This is a genomic window from Marinihelvus fidelis (genome assembly GCF_008725655.1).
GTDB classification, from domain to species: Bacteria; Pseudomonadota; Gammaproteobacteria; order Xanthomonadales; family SZUA-36; genus Marinihelvus; species Marinihelvus fidelis.
Genome location: NZ_VYXP01000006.1, coordinates 138,024 through 156,307 on the forward strand (window position 1 = coordinate 138,024; position 18,284 = coordinate 156,307).

General features: G+C 60.7%; 20 protein-coding genes and 1 tRNA gene. 13 read left to right on the forward strand and 8 right to left on the reverse strand.

Annotated elements, in window-relative coordinates:
* Positions 1-108: 108 nt before the first annotated feature.
* Positions 109-675 (reverse strand): 16S rRNA (guanine(966)-N(2))-methyltransferase RsmD, encoded by a 567-nt coding sequence (gene rsmD / locus F3N42_RS10965; protein ID WP_150864512.1) that lies wholly within the window; start codon positions 673-675, stop codon positions 109-111.
* Between the two features lie 52 nt (positions 676-727).
* Here rsmD and ftsY point away from each other — a divergent pair, with 52 nt between their 5' ends.
* The 7 genes from ftsY to F3N42_RS11000 all read left to right on the forward strand — a co-directional run bounded on the left by ftsY (position 728) and on the right by F3N42_RS11000 (position 5,240).
* On the forward strand, positions 728-1,720 hold the full coding sequence (ftsY, locus tag F3N42_RS10970) for a signal recognition particle-docking protein FtsY (protein ID WP_150864513.1): 993 nt from the start codon (positions 728-730) through the stop codon (positions 1,718-1,720).
* Complete coding sequence (gene mutY / locus F3N42_RS10975; protein ID WP_150864514.1) at positions 1,713-2,777, forward strand: A/G-specific adenine glycosylase; 1,065 nt, start codon at positions 1,713-1,715, stop codon at positions 2,775-2,777. Before ftsY ends, mutY begins: the two co-directional genes overlap by 8 nt.
* Positions 2,774-3,046: an oxidative damage protection protein gene (locus tag F3N42_RS10980; protein WP_150864515.1), complete on the forward strand. Its 273-nt coding sequence runs from the start codon at positions 2,774-2,776 to the stop codon at positions 3,044-3,046. The genes mutY and F3N42_RS10980 overlap by 4 nt, the downstream gene beginning before the upstream one ends.
* A gap of 3 nt (positions 3,047-3,049) precedes the next feature.
* The gene (locus tag F3N42_RS10985; protein WP_150864516.1) at positions 3,050-3,955 is read left to right on the forward strand and encodes a helix-turn-helix domain-containing protein; all 906 of its coding nucleotides are present in this window, start codon (positions 3,050-3,052) and stop codon (positions 3,953-3,955) included.
* 76 nt (positions 3,956-4,031) lie between these two features.
* A complete protein-coding gene (locus tag F3N42_RS10990) occupies positions 4,032-4,439 on the forward strand; it encodes a DUF1761 domain-containing protein (protein WP_150864517.1) in 408 nt (135 codons plus the stop codon).
* A 10-nt stretch (positions 4,440-4,449) separates the two neighbouring features.
* Positions 4,450-5,010 (forward strand): DUF4287 domain-containing protein, encoded by a 561-nt coding sequence (locus F3N42_RS10995; RefSeq protein WP_150864518.1) that lies wholly within the window; start codon positions 4,450-4,452, stop codon positions 5,008-5,010.
* A gap of 154 nt (positions 5,011-5,164) precedes the next feature.
* A tRNA-Phe gene (locus F3N42_RS11000) sits at positions 5,165-5,240 on the forward strand.
* 6 nt (positions 5,241-5,246) lie between these two features.
* Here the strand turns inward: F3N42_RS11000 and F3N42_RS11005 are convergent.
* From F3N42_RS11005 to F3N42_RS11015, 3 genes are all read right to left on the reverse strand, one after another.
* Positions 5,247-6,281 carry a tyrosine-type recombinase/integrase gene (locus F3N42_RS11005; RefSeq protein WP_150864519.1) on the reverse strand — a complete coding sequence of 345 codons (1,035 nt, stop codon included), beginning with the start codon at positions 6,279-6,281 and terminating at the stop codon, positions 5,247-5,249.
* Between the two features lie 212 nt (positions 6,282-6,493).
* Positions 6,494-7,813 carry a hypothetical protein gene (locus F3N42_RS11010; protein WP_150864520.1) on the reverse strand — a complete coding sequence of 440 codons (1,320 nt, stop codon included), beginning with the start codon at positions 7,811-7,813 and terminating at the stop codon, positions 6,494-6,496.
* 67 nt (positions 7,814-7,880) lie between these two features.
* Entirely contained in the window at positions 7,881-8,705 is an 825-nt protein-coding gene (locus F3N42_RS11015) for a hypothetical protein (protein WP_150864521.1), read from the reverse strand.
* Positions 8,706-8,777: 72 nt separating this feature from the next.
* On the opposite strand from F3N42_RS11015, the gene F3N42_RS11020 reads away from it, so the two are divergent.
* From F3N42_RS11020 to F3N42_RS11030, 3 genes are all read left to right on the forward strand, one after another.
* Positions 8,778-9,413: a BglII/BstYI family type II restriction endonuclease gene (locus F3N42_RS11020; protein WP_150864522.1), complete on the forward strand. Its 636-nt coding sequence runs from the start codon at positions 8,778-8,780 to the stop codon at positions 9,411-9,413.
* Positions 9,406-10,032, forward strand: coding sequence for an MT-A70 family methyltransferase (locus tag F3N42_RS11025; RefSeq protein ID WP_150864523.1), 627 nt, complete (start codon positions 9,406-9,408; stop codon positions 10,030-10,032). Before F3N42_RS11020 ends, F3N42_RS11025 begins: the two co-directional genes overlap by 8 nt.
* A 97-nt stretch (positions 10,033-10,129) precedes the next feature.
* Positions 10,130-11,149 (forward strand): hypothetical protein, encoded by a 1,020-nt coding sequence (locus F3N42_RS11030; protein WP_150864524.1) that lies wholly within the window; start codon positions 10,130-10,132, stop codon positions 11,147-11,149.
* Positions 11,150-11,338: 189 nt separating this feature from the next.
* Here the strand turns inward: F3N42_RS11030 and F3N42_RS11035 are convergent, their stop codons facing one another.
* The gene (locus tag F3N42_RS11035; protein WP_150864525.1) at positions 11,339-12,730 is read right to left on the reverse strand and encodes a tail fiber domain-containing protein; all 1,392 of its coding nucleotides are present in this window, start codon (positions 12,728-12,730) and stop codon (positions 11,339-11,341) included.
* A 174-nt stretch (positions 12,731-12,904) separates the two neighbouring features.
* Here F3N42_RS11035 and F3N42_RS11040 point away from each other — a divergent pair, with 174 nt between their 5' ends.
* The gene (locus F3N42_RS11040) at positions 12,905-13,297 is read left to right on the forward strand and encodes a cupin domain-containing protein (protein WP_150864526.1); all 393 of its coding nucleotides are present in this window, start codon (positions 12,905-12,907) and stop codon (positions 13,295-13,297) included.
* Entirely contained in the window at positions 13,294-14,325 is a 1,032-nt protein-coding gene (locus F3N42_RS11045; RefSeq protein ID WP_150864527.1) for an SMP-30/gluconolactonase/LRE family protein, read from the forward strand. The genes F3N42_RS11040 and F3N42_RS11045 overlap by 4 nt, the downstream gene beginning before the upstream one ends.
* 18 nt (positions 14,326-14,343) lie before the next feature.
* Here F3N42_RS11045 and F3N42_RS11050 read toward each other — a convergent pair whose 3' ends face one another.
* Positions 14,344-14,739, reverse strand: coding sequence for a hypothetical protein (locus F3N42_RS11050; protein ID WP_150864528.1), 396 nt, complete (start codon positions 14,737-14,739; stop codon positions 14,344-14,346).
* A gap of 109 nt (positions 14,740-14,848) precedes the next feature.
* Between F3N42_RS11050 and F3N42_RS11055 the strand changes: the two genes are divergently transcribed.
* Positions 14,849-15,412 (forward strand): DUF924 family protein, encoded by a 564-nt coding sequence (locus F3N42_RS11055; RefSeq protein WP_150864529.1) that lies wholly within the window; start codon positions 14,849-14,851, stop codon positions 15,410-15,412.
* 13 nt (positions 15,413-15,425) lie between these two features.
* On the opposite strand, the gene F3N42_RS11060 is transcribed toward F3N42_RS11055, so the two are convergent.
* A complete protein-coding gene (locus F3N42_RS11060) occupies positions 15,426-17,336 on the reverse strand; it encodes a TonB-dependent receptor plug domain-containing protein (protein ID WP_150864530.1) in 1,911 nt (636 codons plus the stop codon).
* Between the two features lie 32 nt (positions 17,337-17,368).
* Entirely contained in the window at positions 17,369-18,262 is an 894-nt protein-coding gene (locus tag F3N42_RS11065) for a sugar phosphate isomerase/epimerase family protein (RefSeq protein ID WP_224784865.1), read from the reverse strand.
* Positions 18,263-18,284: the final 22 nt, after the last annotated feature.

An 18,284-nucleotide genomic window follows, 5' to 3' on the forward strand; every position in this document is an offset into this window, starting at 1 on the left:
GGGGTCGCGCCGGACCTTCGGCGGCATGGATGCCGCCGATGAGCGTACAGGGATGTATTCACAGCGTGTCCGGCGAGACCCCAACCCACCTCCGGCCCCGCGACACCCTCACCCACGCCGGAAAAGCTGCAGTCGCGACTCCCCGACCACCTTGTCGCGGGCAAGAGCAAATGGCGCCCTCATGACCAGCTCCGGAAACTTCGAAGGCGATTCGACATAAACGCACCCCCCGGGCGCCACGCAGCCGTTGTCCTGGATGCGCTCCAGCGCCTGCACGGCCAGGCCGGAATCGAACGGCGGGTCCAGGAAAATGATGTCCAGGCTGTCGGGCTCGGCCTGGCGCAGCCAGGCCAGGACGTTGGCGCGATGGATGTCGACATTGTCGGCGCGCAGCGTGGCACGTGATTCGGCCAGAGAACTGACCGCCAGCGGCGCAATCTCAACCATGTCGACATGACGGGCCCCGCGCGATGCGGCCTCGAAGCCCAGCGCGCCGCTGCCGGCAAACAGGTCGGCGCAGCGGGCGCCAGGCACATCGGCCTGCAGCCAGTTGAACAGTGTCTCGCGACTCCGATCACCGGTGGGCCGCAAACCGGGCAAATCGGGCACGGGGAGCTTGCGGCCACGCCATTCGCCGCCGATGATGCGGACCTGGCCGGGCGGTTTCCGTTTCATGGGACGCACCGTTCAGACTTGAGTTTCACCAGGCTGATAGCATATCGCGTTCATGTTCAGAATATTCCGCAAGAACAAGGCCAAAACCGGCGCCGTGCAGGATGTGCAGCTGCGGCCGGTGGAAAAAGATGGCCAGGAGGCGCTCGACCGCCGGCTGGAAGACTCCCGCCGCCAGTTCGGGCGCCAGTTGCAGTCCCTGATCGACGGCTATGACCGCATCGACGACGACCTGTTTGATGACCTGGAAACCACGCTGCTGACCGCCGATGTCGGCGTCGCGGCCACCCTGCGCATCATGGAAGCGCTGCGCGCGGCGGTCGACAACGGCGTGATCACCCAGCCCAACCAGGTGCTGCCCGCAGTGCAGGCCGAGCTGTTCGAGATCATCGAGCCCTGCGAGCAGTTCCTGGACGTGCCGGCGGGCCGCAAGCCCTTTGTCATCCTGATGGTCGGCGTCAACGGCGCCGGCAAGACCACCACCATCGGCAAGCTGGCGCAGCGCTTCAAGCAGGACGGCCTGCAGGTGATGCTGGCCGCCGGCGACACCTTCCGCGCCGCCGCCGTGGAGCAGCTGAAATCCTGGGGTGAGCGCAACGACGTGCCCGTGGTGGCGCAAAGCACCGGCGCCGATTCGGCCGCGGTGATTTTCGACGCACTGCAGTCGGCGCAGGCGAAAGGCGTCGACGTGCTGATCGCCGACACCGCCGGCCGTCTGCACACGCAGTCCAACCTGATGGAGGAATTGCGCAAGATTCACCGGGTGCTCGGGCGCCTTGACGACACCGCGCCGCACGAGGTCATGCTGGTGGTCGACGCCGGCAACGGCCAGAACGCGCTGAACCAGGCAAAGGAATTCAATGCCGCGGTTCCGGTCAGCGGCATCACGGTCACCAAGCTCGACGGCACCGCCCGCGGTGGCGTGCTGTTCGCCATTGCCGAGTCGCTGGGCGTGCCCATTCGCTTTATCGGTGTCGGCGAGTCGGCGCGCGACCTGCGGCCGTTTGACGCCGGCACCTTTATCAACGCCATCCTGCCACTTGGCTGAAGCCGCGCCGTTCGCCGAGCGGCTGCTGGCCTGGTGGCGTGTCCACGGCCGCCACGACCTGCCCTGGCAGCACCCACGCACGCCATATCGTGTCTGGGTCTCCGAGATCATGCTGCAGCAGACCCAGGTCGCCACCGTCATCCCCTATTTCGAGCGCTTCATGGCGCGGTTCCCGGACCTGCTCTCGCTGGCGAACACCACTATCGATGATGTCCTGGGCGCCTGGCAGGGGCTGGGCTACTACGCCCGAGCCCGCAACCTGCAGGCCACCGCGGAACGGTGCATGACCGACCACGACGGTCGACTGCCCGACAGCGCCGAGGCCCTGGCCGCGTTACCGGGCATCGGCGCCAGCACGGCCAACGCCATCATTTCGCAGGCCCACGACCGCCCGGCCGTGGTGGTGGACGGTAACGTCAAGCGACTGCTGTCCCGGCACGCCGCAATCGAGGGCTGGCCCGGCCGCAGCGCCGTCATGCGCGAATTGTGGGCGCAGGCGGAAACGCGATTGCCCACGGCCCATGGCGCCGATTACACCCAGGCCGTCATGGACCTGGGCGCCACGGTCTGCAGCCGCCGCAATCCCCGCTGCAACGAATGCCCGGTCCGGCACGATTGCCAGGCCCGCCGACAGAAACGTGTCGGCGAATTGCCCACGCCCAGGCCGAAACGCGATATCGGCCAGCGGCGGCTCTACATGCTGGTGCACTTTGACCGGCGCGGCCGCGTGCTGCTCGAGCGCCGCCCGCCCGCGGGCATCTGGGGCGGCCTGTGGTGCTTTCCGGAATCCGAATCCCGCCAGGCCCTGGCCGAGCGATTCCGCCTTTCGGAAGTGCAGTTGAAGGCGCTTCCCGCCGTCAGCCACCTGCTCACCCACCTGAAGCTGGAGATCATTCCGCTGACCGCCGATGGGCAACGCCCCGGCGACACGGGCACGCAGGACCTGGCGCTCGGGGTAGAATGCGCGGAGCACCTGGACTGGTTCGCGCCGCTGCAGTGGGCCAGGCTGGGCATTCCGAAACCGGTACTGGACATCCTGGAGTCGACCCGCGCATGAGCCGCACCGTGAACTGCATCATCCTCGAACGCGAGGCCCCCGGGCTGGCGAAACCGCCCTACCCCGGCGAACTCGGCCAGCGCATATTCGACAACGTGTCCGCCGAGGCCTGGCAGCGCTGGCTGGCGCACCAGACCATGCTCATCAACGAGAATCGCCTGAGCCCCATCAACCCCGAGCACCGCAAGTTCCTCGAAGGCGAGATGGACAAGTACTTTTTCGGTGACGGCTCGGCCGCCCCCGACGGCTACGTGCCGCCCGAGGACTGAGCCATGCACCTGGCCGGCACGCTGTTCCAGACGCCCGGCCACACCTTCACGCGCGCCTGCCGCGACCTGTCGGTCGAGACCCCCATCGGCCGCTGGAACATGATCGAGGCGCAGCCTGCCCCCGACCTGGCCGACGTCGTCGACTGCTACTGGGAAGGCTGGGGCAACATCCCGCCGATGCGCGAGAAAATCCTGCCGCGCACCCAGGTCGAACTGATGTTCAACCTGAGGGGCGAGCACCGCATCCTGTCGATGGATGGCCGCGACTGCGACATGGATCACAACGGCGGCTGGCTGTCGGGCCTGCAACGGCGCTGGCTGCTGATCGAAACCACCGGCGGCTCGCATTTCGTCGCCGCGCGCCTGAAACCCTGGGGCACCTGGCGCCTGCTGCGAACCCCGATGAACGAAGTTGCCTGCCGGGTTCCCGAGACCAGCGACCTGTGGGGCGGCAAGGGGGAACTGCTGCACGAGCGCCTGGCCGAGGCCCCCAACTGCTTCACCCGTTTCGACCTGCTCGAACAGGACCTGCGCGCCCGCCTGGACCTTCGCGCCCGCCAGGACGACACCCTGGTCGAGGCCTCGCGCCGCATTCGCAACAGCCTGGGCCGCCAGCGCATCGACAGCCTCTGCCGCGACCTGGGCACCACCCGCGGCACGCTTGGCCGGCGCTTCCGCGAACAAGTCGGCCTGACCCCGAAGACTTACGCCCGAGTGGTCCGGATCGACGCCCTGATGGGCCACCTGGCCGCCAACGGCCCGGACCAGTGGGCCGCGCTGGCCGAGGATTTTGGCTACCACGACCAGGCTCACCTGGCGCACGACTTCCGCGAATTCTGCGGCACGACGCCGGAAGACTACCTGCGCCGCGCGGCACCGGGCGGCAGCGCCACCATGGAAGACTGGTAGCGCAACATTTTTACAATACGCCCAAAAAAGAACGGCGTACATTCAAGGCTCGACACACACAACAAAGGAGAAACCCATGCCTCCCATCGAATGGTTACCCACAATCGTCGCCGCCGTTTCCGCGTTTGTCGTCGGCGGCATCTGGTACTCGCCCCTGCTGTTCGCCAAGGCATGGCAACGCGAGACCGGGCTGTCGGATGAGCAGCTGAACGCCGCCAACAAGGGCAAGATTTTTGGTATCGCCTTCGTGCTCTGCCTGCTGGCCGCGATGGCGTTCTCGATGTTTATTGGCCTGTTCGGTGAGCGCTCCGAGAGCCTGTTCATACCCCTGCACTCCGGGCTGATTATCGGCCTGGCCTGGGTGGCGACCTCGTTCGGGGTGAATTACCTGTTCGAACTCAAGAGCCTGAAGCTCTGGCTCATCAACGCCGGCTACCACGCGGTGCAGTTTGCCGTGTACGGGCTGGTCTTCGGCCTGATGTAAGGGGAACGCCATGGATGCCGACGCACAAGTCGCCAAGATGGAGGCGAACATCGCCGAGAAGACCGGCCACCCCATCGACTATTGGGTGAAACAGGTCAAAGCCTCCGGCCTGGGCAAACACGGCGAGATCGTGAAGTGGCTGAAGACCGACCACGGCTTCACCCACGGCTACGCCAACCTGGTCGCGCACCGGACCCTGAAATCCAGCGCCGACCAGCACGACAACGCCGACCTGGTCGCGGCCCAGTACGCAGGCCCCAAGGCCGACCTGAAGCCGATCTATGACAAGGTCATCAAGATCGTCGAGGGCTTCGGTGATGGCCTGGAACTGTCGCCCAAGAAGGCCTACGTCAGCCTGCGCCACAAGAAGCAGTTCGCGCTGGTGCAGCCGTCGACGAAGACCCGCGTCGACCTGGGCATCAACCTGAAGGGCCGCGAGCCCGAAGGCCGACTGGAGGCCTCGGGCAGCTTCAACGCCATGGTCTCGCATAGGATCCGGCTGGAAAAACCCGCCGACGTGGATGCCGATGTGAAGCGCTGGCTGAAGGACGCCTTCGACGCCGCCAGCTAGACCACAGACCCCCACGTCCGCGGCGCCGGGCCGGCTTCACAGCCGCCCGGCACCGCGACGGTTGACTTGAAGCCCCCAAGCGGGTTTAATACCGCGCCTCACGGCCATCCGTGACCTTTTCGGGTTACAATGGCCGACTGCAAGATCCCCCAGTGCCCGGGTAGCTCAGTTGGTAGAGCAGCGGATTGAAAATCCGCGTGTCGGTGGTTCGATTCCGCCCCCGGGCACCATCTTATTCAACGACTTGCGATCAGCCTTAGATGGTCCTGGCGGGCATCTTGTGCCAGGTTTGTGCCCTCTATGCGCCTCGACGCCCGTTTCAGGTGCTCACCGCCCAGATGGGCGTACCGCAACACCATCTCCTGACAGGACCAGCCACCAAGCTCTTGAAGCTCCTGTAGGCTCGTTCCCGCCTGAACGTGCCAAGAGGCCCAGGTGTGGCGCAGGTCATGCCAGCGAAAGTCCGAAATCCCTGCCCGATCCAGAGCCTTGTACCAGGCCTTGGTGGTGGTTCGCGCTACCGGAGCGCCGTTGTACGTGAAAACGTAGTCCGGGTGTTCTCCGTGGCGCCGTCGCAAGACTTCAAGCGCGTCGTCATTCAGGGGAACAACGATGGCCTTGCCAGACTTCGACTCATCCGCATGTACCCACGCCATCCCACGCCGGAGGTCGACCTGCTCCCATCTGAGGAAAGACGCATTGCGCTGCCTCAGCCCTGTTGCCAGCGTGAAGGTCGCCAGGTCTGCAAGGTGGGTGGGTAACTCCGTCAGAAGGCGTGCAGCCTGCTGGTGGGTCAGCCACCTTACCCGCCGGCGTGGTTCCGGGTAGAGCTTGACGCGGGGGATGTGATCCAGCCATTCCCACTCATCGCGAGCGATCCGGAGGATTGACCGGATTAGTGCGAGGTAGCGGTTGGCTGTCGTAGGTGACGATTCGAGCCGCTTGGTCTCCCCGATCTCGAAAACCGTTTCCCGGTCAATCTCATCCAGGTAATGGTTCGCGAGGTGCGAGTCCAACCAGCGAAGCTTGGACCGATCCTGCCGAATATCCGCCTTGTGCTGCTTTTCCCGGAGCCACTGCACCACAGCTTCCTGCCAGGTGCGTCTCGGTTTCTCACCGAGCTGAATCTCACGCCAAAGTCTTGCCTTTAACGTGTCTTCGTACTCCTGCGCGAGCCGCTTGTCCGTAGTCCGAGCAGACTGGCGTATTCGCCGTCCATTGGGCGCGGTAAAGCGGACCCACCAGGTTTCACCGCGTTTGAATAGTGACATAGTGAATTCTCCTCACTTGGGTCACGTTGCGGTGCTTGCCCACGCCCAGAATAGAACGAGCGAAGGTAGGCCACAAGATCGTCCTCGATGAACACCCATTGTTTGCCTGGCTTTGCGGCTGGAACGATTCCCAGTTTGGCTTTTTCGCGAAGTGCAGACGCTGACATGCAAAGGAAACTGGCCGCGGATTTGAGGTCGAGCGTTTTCACCGTTCATTCGCCGTCCCTGGCCTTTTTGTACGCTTCCGGACTCAGGCTGGATTCATCCAAATCCAAGCGTTTATTGAATTTACGGGCCTTCTTTTCCAACGCATTACGAAGGTAACGAGCAAATGAAAATTCGCTGCTCTTCCGTGTCTTGTGATGTTCGGCAGCGGAAACAATGTATTCACGGAACCCGGTTTCGATGTCTTTGATTCCCCTTGCCGCCATAAAAGTGGTTAATCCCCACATTCCCTGAACGAACATGGATTCATCCGAAGGCAACCGCTCTTTCCGACTGCGATCCAACGGCAATGGGTTTTTCACATCTGTGAATCGCGCGCTCTGCAAGGCCTCCCAAACGGGGTGAATCGGCCATCGTGTCTGTACCGAATCGGCAGGGTTGGGAACAACCAGGCGAAGCCACTTCTGACAACAGTACTGCCACAAACCATCAAGCTTGTCGTTCAGGTCATTTGCACACTCGATACCAAATTCTTTAAGTGCTTCTCTCCGAAATTGAAACTCCAACCGGAAAACTGGAAGTTCACCCATCCACCCTCCTTTCGCCCAAAGCGGATAGAAGAAAGTTTTGCCGGACTTCTTCTCTATCTCATATGCCTTGTCGTACAACCTGACGACGATGGGACCGCCATGGCCGAATGAGAATCCTGTAAATCGTTTGCCGCTATATCGTTTGACGATCGCATCACACTTGGTGATCCAGTCGATGACATCAAGTCCGGATAAGTCATGGTCGGTGTAAAAATCAGCACAGATATCTAGTCGACTGATTTTTTGATGTTCCGCTTCCCCAAACTTCGAAACGATTTGTTCGAGCTTTGGAATTACTCTGTCAGGCCCACTATTGGCGAGCACTTCACTTCGGATTTGAGCAACAGCAAGCGGCATTGAATGTGCCGTGGAGCGTGACAATTGAATATCAAACCAGTTGTCAGCGAGGACAAAGGGGAAACGGGGCCGCCCGTAACCCATCAACTCGAACTGGTGATCAAGAATCGGCTGAACTGCCTTTGCCTGTTCACCAGGTTGTGTTGACTGCGCAAAGTCCTTGAGAGTGTCGAAGTGACTCTCTATTTCCGGAAACAGATCACCCGACCAAGAAAGATACAGACTGTCTATTCCTGTTCTGAAGACTTTAGTTTCGCAATCAATGTAATTAGAAGGTGCTGTGTTACTAAGTGGCGCACCTTCCGATACCGTTTCGGTGTGCGCCGAAGGCGCGGCGGGACCAGAAGGATTCTGTGTCCCGACCCGCGCCTTTGCGTCATCCCGCGACTTCGTTTGACTAGTTTTCTTACAACTTGACATTGGCCATCTCCATTTTGTGAAAGATGGCCAAACTATCTATCGCCCAACTACGGCGTTGACGAGGAAGTCAGACCGCGCTTTCACTTCCCCGCTTCGCAACCCTTCGATCTTGCAGGTTTTTCTTAACAGAATCCGATGAAATATTTTTCGGCAACACTTCCAATGTGTTAGTAAACACGTCTGTCAGATCCTCAATCGAGTAGGTTCTAAGGCCTCGAATTTCGTCTATGACTTCGGCCATGTAACGAAAATCATCGAGCTTTTTCTTACGCTTTGGAATCGTCCTGGTAATTGCCTTACTCAACTCACCCATGAAGGTCGTGTCGTTAGCAATCTGGGCTAAACAAATTCTTTTTGCGATCACAGAATTGCCTACAGCCGCACGATCCGTGGCGATTGCCTGGAAAAACGCCTTACGCGAACGTTCCGCGCCCCCTTCCTCGACCAATTTAATCAGGTCGTAAATCGTGTTGTAGTAGGACTTCAAACCATCCATGTTTCCAACCATCGCGAACAATAAAGCCAGAACGTCACCTCGCTCGTCATCTGGCATTGCATCAAGGCGGTCTTCTGCCATCTCACCGCCCTCTCCTTCCCAAAAGCCTTTAAAGAACTCTTGGTAACTATTCAGCGACCTATCAGACCCAAGTAAGTCATATAGCTTTTCCTGGAAACCAACCGCTACAAAGAACGAAACCACAATCTCGCCGGGTGGCACGGAGTAGAGTTCACCCCACGGCGGAACCGTTCTGAACAAATCCAGGGCTTTTTCAGACCCTTCTTTTAGGCTATCGGCCACCTCCGCGCGATCAGAATTAAACTCGTAGTAATGGTTTCTGAAGTCCTGAAGCCATCGCCTCGACTTTTTGCTCATCCTTTTCTTTTTTGGCATTGGTTTACCCCTTAAGAAAATTTGGTGCTGGTATGCTTAAGCGATATTTCCATAAGCACACTAACAACGAACATGATCTGGAAAGACTACATCCCCGTCGACATCGCCGAGCTGTACGAGATTCATGATTTCAAGCATGCCGCAGCAATACTCGCCAATGAGTTCCCAAATGAAGCCAGAGAGCTTTATCAGGCTTTGAGAACGTTTCGATTTACGGTCGATGACATCAAAAAGCCAGGTGGGAACGAAAGTGGTTTTCCTAAGAAGTTTTCAGAAATTTTGAAACCGCTTGGCTGGAAGGAAAAAAAGCTTCAAGCCAGGACGTTAGTCGGTGAAAGAACGGTGAGTTCTGACACGCACAAGGTCGATTACCTAAAAGACCGGGTTGCCTTTGACTTCGAATGGAATAGCAAAGATCAGACGTATGATCGAGACCTTTACGCATTTCGGACCTTTTTTGATTTTGATGAAATAAGCGTTGGCATCTTGGTTACTCGTAGTAACGAATTGGACACACTTTTTGTAGAGCTTGGAACTTACGAAGACCCAAAGACTGGCCAGGTAAAAGCCTACAAAGCGAAATATGGCGCAAGTACAACGCACATGGGCAAGTTAATCCCTCGCCTCGAGGCAGGAAGAAATGGCGGGTGCCCCGTTCTGGTGTTCGGAATCACACCAAGACTTTTAATGGAAGAATCAGATGACTGATGTAGCAAGTGACTTTAAGAAGACGGTTGCCGGACAAAAATTCTCTACGATTTTGGCCGACCCGCCCTGGCAGTTCATAAACAAAACCGGAAAAGTCGCGCCAGAACATAAGCGGCTTTCACGTTATGGAACATTGCCTCTCAAAGATATTGTCTCGATTCCAGTCGATTCCGTAACAAAAGACAGGGCACACCTTTATCTCTGGGTCCCTAACGCCCTGCTCAAGGAAGGCCTTGAAGTGATGGAGGCTTGGGGTTTCACGTACAAAACAAACCTGATCTGGCACAAAGTGCGAAAGGATGGAGGCCCTGACGGACGCGGTGTCGGTTTTTATTTCAGGAACACAACGGAAATTGTTCTCTTTGGCATCAAGGGAACTAACGCCAGAACTCTCGATCCAGGCCGCAGCCAGGTCAATATCATGCGGACGCAAAAACGTGAGCATTCTCGAAAGCCGGACGAGATGTATTCAATTATCGAGTCTTGCAGTTGGGGACCATATCTAGAGCTGTTTGCCCGAGGTTCTCGCGACGGCTGGACCACTTGGGGTGACCAATCGGATGAGTACAAGCCGGATTGGCCAACTTATGCAAACCATTCTCAAGCAAGTGTTGGATGAGACCAGCTCCAGAAATTCACTCTTGTCACTAAGGACCCAATTCAATCTCAAATGCAAGAACAACCAAAATAACGGTTAACTACAAGGGTAAATAGATATGGCTACGCCTCCAGAAAAACGAAACGAGAAAATTGAAAATGCGAAAGAGCTCTTGGCTGAACTGTCAAACATCAGCCCCTCGTCTCTCGCCCGCAAGGAAGAGCTTTCGCGTGACATAAATTTCCAAGAAGCGGTTCCATACTTTGAGGAAATGTTAGACATCATCAAACAACTTAACCAAAGGGACATTTCCAGGCTAACCACAAGTCAAGTTAACCAAATTATTGCCGGTTGCAATAATTTAAAAGGCCACATTAACAATGTGCAGGATTTCGAACTCAATCAAAATTCGCCTGCTGACGTTTGTACGCAAATCATCAATCAGGTTAAAGCAGCATACGACTCCGTAATGGAACCGCTGACCATCCCTTTGGCCTTTACAGCGACACAGGCGACCGACTACGCGAGAATTGAGCGGGAAGCCAAGGGCTATCATGCGACGATGCGCGAAGAAGCGCAGTCTTTCAAAACGCTACTCGACAACTATAGGCAGGAAGCTGAGAAGGCTCTCAATGCAGTAAAGGAGCAAGCGGCGGAAGCAGGAGTTTCGACAAACGCACAAATTTTTCTCACTGAGTCAACAGCTCATGCCAACGGAGCAAGAACCTGGCTAAAGGCCACAATTGCGATATCTGGTGTGACGTTAGCTGTGGCAATTGTCTTCGTATGCCTAAGCTTTACTTACAAACCCGCAGACATTCCTGATGCGATTCAGTATGTGTTTAGTAAAGTGATTTTGCTTTCAGTTTTGTCGTTTGGGATTTTCTGGAGCGCCAAAAACTTCCGATCTGCAAAACACAACGAAACTCTTAATAAGCATCGTGCAAATGCACTTGGAACATTTAGGGCATTCGTTGAAGGTAGCGACGATCCCGCTGTTAAAGATGCAATTTTGCTACAAACATCTCAGGCAGCTTTTTCGAATCGAAGAACTGGATACGAAGGCCAAGAGGCCGACGTTCAATCGGTCAACCCCGTTGTGGAAATACTTGGTAAATCGCTACATAGAGAAGACTAAAGACTCATCGTGTCAGGTTTGTGCCGTCCTTTTTACGATTAACTGCATTTTTTAGGCTGAAACCAGCACATGATCAACAAGGCAAACACCGCAAGTGACTGTTTTCTTTAGCCCACCGAATCCGCTGTAGCTCTTGAAAATCCGCGTGTCGGTGGTTCGATTCCGCCCCCGGGCACCATTCCTGTTTCGTCAGTTCTGTGCAGTCTTCGGCAGGAGCTGGGCCACCAGCGACTCAACCAGTTCCAGGCGTTCTTCGAGTGCTGCGTTTTTCATTTCCAGTTCGCGGTTGCGATTTTCCAGCGCCTTGACGGCGGCCATGTTCACACCGGCCATGTCGCGTGCCGAGATTCGCGTCTCGCCGCTCGCCAGGCCGAAAGCGGCATAGAAGTCCTGCGCCATCGGGCCGATGTGGCGCTGGTCAGCAGCCTCGCCCTTGTATGACCACTCCGACACCGGCACCTGCGCCAGCTTTTCCAGCACCCATTCACCAGCCAGTGGCTCGACGGCGTGCTTTTCGTTGCGATCGGACATCTCCGTCAGCGTGCCACCAACATTCATATCACCGCCGATTTCCATGTCGCCGGTATCGGTCACTCGCATCACCCAGTCGCCCAGGTTGTTCTTGACCACGAAACGCAGCCCGGCGCTGAACACCCAGGAGTTGTTGTTGGCGGTATTGGTCAGCCTGAACTCCGGGTTGCCGTTGTTTTCGAGTTCGAGCAGCGTGCGCGGGCCTGTCGCCTGGTGGGTTTCGGTCACCAGGATGCCGGCCGCGCCGTTGTTGCGTGCCACGTGAAGTGGCGCCAGTGGGGCGGTGGTTCCGATCGCGACGTCGGCATACGCGGGAGCGCCGTGAAAGCCGGGGATGGAGCCAAGCACGATGGTGTTGTTGTTCTGCGCCACTGCCCGGTTCCCAATCGCCACGCTGCGGTTGCCGGCGGCGATCGCAAAGGGCCCAATTGCAACGGCATCATCACCGCTCGCGCGGCTGTTCGCCCCAATGGCGATGGAAGAACTGCCATTGGGCAGGTAATCGCCATCGATCCAAAGGAAGTTCGTGGCGTGACCGATCGAGATGCTGAAGTCCTCTGACGAATAAGAATGATTGCCCAGGGCTACGCTGGCTATTCCCTGCGCTTCCGCCCTGAGGCCCACCGCGGTCGCCAGTGAATCGCCGGCATCGGCCGATCCACCCAATGCAACACCACCAACCCCCAGTGATTCCGCCATCCATCCAATGGCGACGGCCTCTTCTTCGGCAGCCATCGCGTCATTCCCCAGCGCGATGCCGTTCTCGCCCAGCGCTTCCGTGCCGATGCCCAGTGCGGTGCTGCTCTGGCCCAGGGCTTCCGCGCCGCTGCCCAGCGCGGTGCCACCGACGCCCGACGCGACGGCGGCGTTGCCACAGGCCGTTGAGACCGGAAGGCCGTTGTCGTCCGGGGCTGTCGCCCATGCGGCGCCGCCGGCGCGATTGGCGCATTCAAGCGCGTGGGCGGACACGGCGGGAAAAACCAGCGGTGCGGCCAGCAACACCAGCGTTGGCAGTTTGATTGCCCGGAAGTCGAACGAATCCCCTTTCATGACGTACTCCTTGTCGTGTGCGGGACGCCGGATGCGCGTCCACTCTTGTCACTCGATTCTGGAAATTTCGGGGTTTCGGCACAAGCGACAAGACCTGAAAAGGAACGACAAAGCACGACAGTGCAGTAGCACCTGTGTCCAATGCGGTTGATTTTGTCGGCTAGAATGGCCGACATGAAAAACCTGACCTCTGTGATCCTTGAGACCGGCGATGACGGGCGCGCCCGGATTGTTGAGCGGCCGGTCGACCTGCCCGGTGGCCATGAGCAACTGCGGCTTTCCGATATCCAGCCGACGCGGGGCATGCAGTGGCGCGAGAGCCCGGTGGGGTATCACAGTGCCGTGCATTGCAGCGGCGAGCCGCAGTGGGTATTCATCCTTTCCGGCCAGATGGAAATCGGTCTGCCTGGCGGAGAGCGGCGGGTGTTCTCGGCCGGCGAGCACTTTTTCTCGAATGACACGCTGCCCGAGGGGGCCACGTTCGACTCCGAGGTTCACGGCCACTGGAGCCGCCAGGTGGGCGAGTTGCCGCTGGTGACGCTGTTCATCAAGGCTCTGCCATCATGAAACGTCGGCAAATGCTCAGTGGCGGCCTGGCGCTTGGCGCGGTGCTGACCGCGAAGACGGCGATGCCGTGGCCGGAACAGCCGGTGCGCTACCCCGACCCACGGCTAGTCAGCCTGGACCCGAGGTTCGACCGTTACCGCATTGGCAACACGCCGGTGCAACGCATCCATACCGGCAACCTGTGGGCCGAAGGCCCGGCCTGGAATGCCGTGGGTCGCTACCTGCTGTGGAGCGATATTCCCGCCAACCGGCAGATGCGCTGGCTGGACGAGAACGGCGCGACCAGCGTGCTGCGGAACCCATCGAACAACAGCAACGGCAACACCTTCGACTACCAGGGCCGGCAGATCAGCTGCGAGCACCTGCGAGCTGTTGTTCGCTACGGACACGACGGCCAGCGGACGGTGTTGGCGGAGCGCTTCGAGGGCAAGCGTTTCAATGCCCCGAACGACGTGGTCGTGCACCCGAATGACGGCTCGATCTGGTTCACCGACCCGGGCTACGGCAGCATGGGTGACTACGAAGGCGAGCGTGGCGAGCTGGAACTGAAGGAGGCGGTGTACCGCATCGACGCGCAGTCGGGCGCGGTCAGCAAGGTCACCGATGAAATCCACAAGCCCAACGGCCTGTGTTTCTCACCCGACTACCGCACCCTGTACGTCACCGATACGGGCCTGGGCGAGGACAGCGACGATGCGAAAGGCATCATGGCCTGGGACGTCGACGGCGCGCGGTTACGAAATCGCCGGCCATTCGCCAGCATGGTGCTGGATGGCCGCCGTGGCGGCGCGGACGGCATCCGCGCGGATGTTGACGGCAATATCTGGGCCAGCGCCGGCTGGGTGGGTGAAGGCTATGACGGCGTGCACATCTTCGCGCCGGATGGACAGCGCATCGGCCAGATCCAGCTACCGGAAATCTGCTCGAACCTGTGCTTTGGCGGCGCCAAGCGCAACCGCCTGTTCATGACGGCCAGCCAGTCCGTCTACGCGGTCTATGTGGGCACACGCGGCGCCCATATCAGCTGAACCCGCGCACGCGGGCGCTCAGCGGCGCCCCATGCCCGCCGACAGCGCCGCCAGGAATGACAGCGTGGCGGTGATTCCCAGCGGGATATACGGAAAGTACGTAAACGGTGATCCGGTTTCGGCGGCGGCGACGGCCATGAACAGCGCGCAGGTGGTGCCGAAGGTGCCGGCGGCCAGCAATCCGACGATGACGCCCACCGGCCGCGACAGCCAGGCGGAGAAAAACAGCGCCACGGCCAGCAGGCCGAATACTGCGGTAAGCGCGTGCCAGTTGATGATCACCACGCCGCGAATGGGGTTGCCTTCCAGGGCAGCCAACAGCAGGGCCAGGTCGCCCTCGCCCCCCGCAATGCCGCGGATCAGGGTGACGGCAAGGGCCGCGAGGCCCGCGAGAATGAACAACAATCGTTTCATGGCACGCGACTCCGATTTGGCTCGATATCCGTCGCCATTATGTCAGTGAAGCGGCCCAACGCGGTATTCCACGATAAACTGGCCGCGACTCCCAACCAGGTACCGCACCATGGCTTCTAACCACCCGGGCATCGCGCAGGTCCTCGATTTCTGGTTCCGCGAACTGCGGCCCTCGCAATGGTACGGCGGCGGCGAGGCGCTGGATGCCGAGATCGCCGCCCGGTTCGGGGCGCTGGTTGAGCAGGCCCATGCCGGTGAGCTCGATGACTGGGCAGAAACGGCGCTGGGGCGCCTGGCCCTGGTGATCGTGCTGGACCAGTTTTCGCGCAATATTTTTCGCGGCTCACCCAGGACCTGGGCGATGGATGAGGTCTGCCAGCGACTGGTGGTGGACGGCATCGACGCCGGCATGGACGAGACCCTGGCGCTGTCGCAGCGGCAGTTTTTCTACATGCCGCTGATGCATGCCGAGGACCCTGCGCTGCAGGCGCTGAGCGTGGAGATGTTCACGGCGCTGCGCGACCAGGCGGAGTCCACGCTCGAATACGCGCTGGAGCACGCCGGCTGCATCCACGAGTTCGGCCGATTTCCCTACCGCAATGACGTACTGGGCCGGGAAACGACTCCGGCCGAGGCCGACTACCTGGCCTCGGACCGCAACCCGTTCGGCTGACGGCCCGGAAGGCTCAGAAACCCAGTTCGACGCCCAAACGCAGCCGCCGCCCGGGCGCGGGAAAGCCAGGGGCGTCCTGCCAGTCTTCATCGAACGCGTTGTCGAGTGCGGCCCAGGCGGACCAGCCACCGGCCGCGCGGTAACGCAACGTGCCGTCCAGCAGCCAGTAGGCCGGGTCGGTGACATCACCGGTGGGAATGGACGTGATCAGTCGCTCGCCAACATATCGCGCACTGGCGAACAGCGACCACGGCCCGTCCGGTGACCAGGTCAGGCCCAGGCCGCCCGTGTCTTCCGGGCGCCGGCGCAGCGGGCCGTCCTCGCTGTCGATATCGGCCAGCACCCAGTCGGCGTCCAGGCGCCAGTCGTTGCTGACCTGCCAGCCGCCGCGCAGCTCGACGCCGCTGATGTCCACCTTGCCGCGGTTGACGTTGGTGAAGTTCTCGAAATCGAAATCAACCAGGTCCTCGTAGCGGCTGGCGAATGCGGCCAGGCCCAGGCTGAAGCGGTCTGCGAAGTCGCGCTCCCAGCCGGCCTCAATGCTGCGCACCGTCTCCGGCTCCAGGTCGGGGTTGCCATACAGCGGATTGCCGAGCGCGAAAAAGCTGGGCAGCTTGAAGCCGCTGGCGGCGCGCAGCCAGGCCTGGCCGCCGGCCACGTTCTCGTGGCCCAGGCCGACCTTGCCGGAGACCCGGGTGTCGCCCTCGGTGTGGTCGCCGCGCACGGCGGCGTTGGCGACCCAGCCGCTGCCCCAGCGCCCGCCCAGCTCGGCGAAGGCCGACGCGGTCTGGCGGTCCAGGGTCCAGCTGTTGGGCAGCACGGCGAAGCCCAGGTCGATGGTGCCCGCGTCGTAGCCGTCTTCGTCGATGAAACCGACGCCCAACGCCAGGTCGGGCGCACCGGCATCGCCCAGTGCCAGGCGGTTCACCCAGCGCAGTTCACCACGGCGGTAATGCGTGTCGCTGGTATACGCGGGCTGGCCGTCCAGCACTCCCGGCGGCACGGCCGGCGTGGCGATGTCGTCTTCGATCTGTGACCAGCTGGCCAGCCATTCAGACGACCAGCGATCGGAATGTTCGGTATCCACGAGTAGTGAGCCGCCAAGGGACTGGCCGTCGGCATATTCCAGGTCAGGCAGAACGGCGTATTCCGGCCCGCCACTGACTTCCGGGTAGCTGATGCGCTGGCGATCCGCGGCGCGCAACACCAGGCGCCAGTCGGTGGCATCACCGAGCCGGCCGTCCAGTTTCGCGGACAGCGTGGTGAGTTCCAGCGAGGCGCCCTCGATGGCGTCACCCGCGTCCTCGCCGGTGGCGCGAACGGCGATGGTCGTATCGCCCACCGCGCCGCCCAGCGCCGCGCCCGCGCGCCAGCCGTGATCGGTGCCCCATTCGCCGGCGGCCCAGCCTTCACCGGCCCCGGGGAAACGCGTTTCAACCTGGATAACACCCGCCATGGCGTCGGAACCATAGGTCGCCGACATGGCGCCGGTGGCAATATCCACCTGGCCAAGCTCAAGGCTGGCCAGCGTGGAGAAATCGAAGCCGCCGCCGCGCGTGTTGGCCGAATCATTCAGGCGCATGCCGTCGACCAGCACTGCGGTGAAGTTGGATTCGGCGCCGCGCAGGAAGACCTCGGACACACCACCGGAGCCACCGGCCCGGCTGACGGACACACCCGGCAGGCGCGCCAGCATCTGCTCCGGGTCGACGGGCTGGCTGCGCTGCAGCATGGCCGTGGCCACGCGGGTCTGCTGGCCCTCGGCTACCCTTGTCACGGGCAGCCAGGTGCCCAGCACCTGGACCTCTTCCAGCACGGGGTCGTTTTCTTCTAAAGGCTCGGCCTGGGCCCAGGCGTTAGCGCAGGCAAAGGCAAGGATGGCCGCGCCGACCAGCCGGCGCGGAGGCAATTCGGAATGATTCATGGCGCTTCAGATAGTGGCGAACGGCCGCCGATTCAAACCCGGCCGCCCATGCGCTCCAGCAGCTTGCGCGTGGCCATGATGCCAGCGGGCTCATCCAGGCTGTCGCCCTCCCACTCGATGCCCACGTGGCCGCGGTAGCCGGCGGCGCGGACGATCTCCATCAGGCGTGGGTAGTCCAGGCCGGACTCGTTGCCGTCGGCGTCGAAGTTGAAGGTCTTGGCGCTGACGCCCCTGGCGAACGGCATCAGCTGTTTCGTTCCCAGGTAGGCATCGTAGTCCTCGCCCGTGTCGCGGTTGATGACGAAGTTGCCGAAATCCGGCAGTGTGCCGCAGCGCGGGTGGTCGACGGTGCGCATCACCGCCGCCAGCCAGGCGCCGTTGCTGGACAGGCCACCGTGGTTCTCGACGATAACGTTGATGCCGTAGGTATCGCCAATCTCGGACAGCCGGCGCAGGCCGTCTGCGGCCAGTTGCATCTGCTCATCGAAAGCGCCTTCCGAGGCCGCGTTGACGCGGATCGCATGGCAACCCAGCGCGCGCGCCGCCTCGATCCACTTGACGTGGTTGTCGACGGCCTTCGTCCGCGCCGCCGCATCTGGATCACCCAGGCGGCCCTCGCGGTCGCACATGATCAGCACGTTGCGCACACCCTCTTCGCGCGATACGCGCGCCAGTTCGGCAACGGTCTTGTCCGAGAACCCGTCCTGGTAGAACTGGTTGACGTACTCGATGGCGGTGATGCCGAATTCGTCGCGGGCGATCTGGGCGAAGCGCAGCTTGTCTTTTTCACCGCTCCAGAAGGCCTTGTTCAGCGACCACTGGGCCAGCGAGATGTCGAACCAGGTGCCGTCGTAACCGGCCTTCGCGGTGGTGGACGCCAGGGCCAGCCCGGCCGATCCGGCGATAAAGTGTCTGCGTGTCATCATGAGCCCGGTTCTCTTTGCTTTG

Bases quoted from the DNA above. Each gene is read 5' to 3' on its own strand.
- rsmD (WP_150864512.1), bottom strand. From the start codon at position 675: ATGAAACGGAAACCGCCCGGCCAGGTCCGCATCATCGGCGGCGAATGG.
- F3N42_RS11025 (WP_150864523.1), top strand. From the start codon at position 9,406: ATGACTGATGTAGCAAGTGACTTTAAGAAGACGGTTGCCGGACAAAAA.
- F3N42_RS11055 (WP_150864529.1), top strand. From the start codon at position 14,849: ATGGCTTCTAACCACCCGGGCATCGCGCAGGTCCTCGATTTCTGGTTC.
- F3N42_RS11040 (WP_150864526.1), top strand. From the start codon at position 12,905: ATGAAAAACCTGACCTCTGTGATCCTTGAGACCGGCGATGACGGGCGC.
- F3N42_RS10980 (WP_150864515.1), top strand. From the start codon at position 2,774: ATGAGCCGCACCGTGAACTGCATCATCCTCGAACGCGAGGCCCCCGGG.
- F3N42_RS11005 (WP_150864519.1), bottom strand. From the start codon at position 6,281: ATGTCACTATTCAAACGCGGTGAAACCTGGTGGGTCCGCTTTACCGCG.
- F3N42_RS11035 (WP_150864525.1), bottom strand. From the start codon at position 12,730: ATGAAAGGGGATTCGTTCGACTTCCGGGCAATCAAACTGCCAACGCTG.
- F3N42_RS11060 (WP_150864530.1), bottom strand. From the start codon at position 17,336: ATGAATCATTCCGAATTGCCTCCGCGCCGGCTGGTCGGCGCGGCCATC.
- F3N42_RS11010 (WP_150864520.1), bottom strand. From the start codon at position 7,813: ATGTCAAGTTGTAAGAAAACTAGTCAAACGAAGTCGCGGGATGACGCA.
- F3N42_RS11065 (WP_224784865.1), bottom strand. From the start codon at position 18,262: ATGATGACACGCAGACACTTTATCGCCGGATCGGCCGGGCTGGCCCTG.
- F3N42_RS10985 (WP_150864516.1), top strand. From the start codon at position 3,050: ATGCACCTGGCCGGCACGCTGTTCCAGACGCCCGGCCACACCTTCACG.
- F3N42_RS10995 (WP_150864518.1), top strand. From the start codon at position 4,450: ATGGATGCCGACGCACAAGTCGCCAAGATGGAGGCGAACATCGCCGAG.
- F3N42_RS10990 (WP_150864517.1), top strand. From the start codon at position 4,032: ATGCCTCCCATCGAATGGTTACCCACAATCGTCGCCGCCGTTTCCGCG.
- F3N42_RS11020 (WP_150864522.1), top strand. From the start codon at position 8,778: ATGATCTGGAAAGACTACATCCCCGTCGACATCGCCGAGCTGTACGAG.
- ftsY (WP_150864513.1), top strand. From the start codon at position 728: ATGTTCAGAATATTCCGCAAGAACAAGGCCAAAACCGGCGCCGTGCAG.
- F3N42_RS11015 (WP_150864521.1), bottom strand. From the start codon at position 8,705: ATGCCAAAAAAGAAAAGGATGAGCAAAAAGTCGAGGCGATGGCTTCAG.
- F3N42_RS11050 (WP_150864528.1), bottom strand. From the start codon at position 14,739: ATGAAACGATTGTTGTTCATTCTCGCGGGCCTCGCGGCCCTTGCCGTC.
- F3N42_RS11030 (WP_150864524.1), top strand. From the start codon at position 10,130: ATGGCTACGCCTCCAGAAAAACGAAACGAGAAAATTGAAAATGCGAAA.
- F3N42_RS11045 (WP_150864527.1), top strand. From the start codon at position 13,294: ATGAAACGTCGGCAAATGCTCAGTGGCGGCCTGGCGCTTGGCGCGGTG.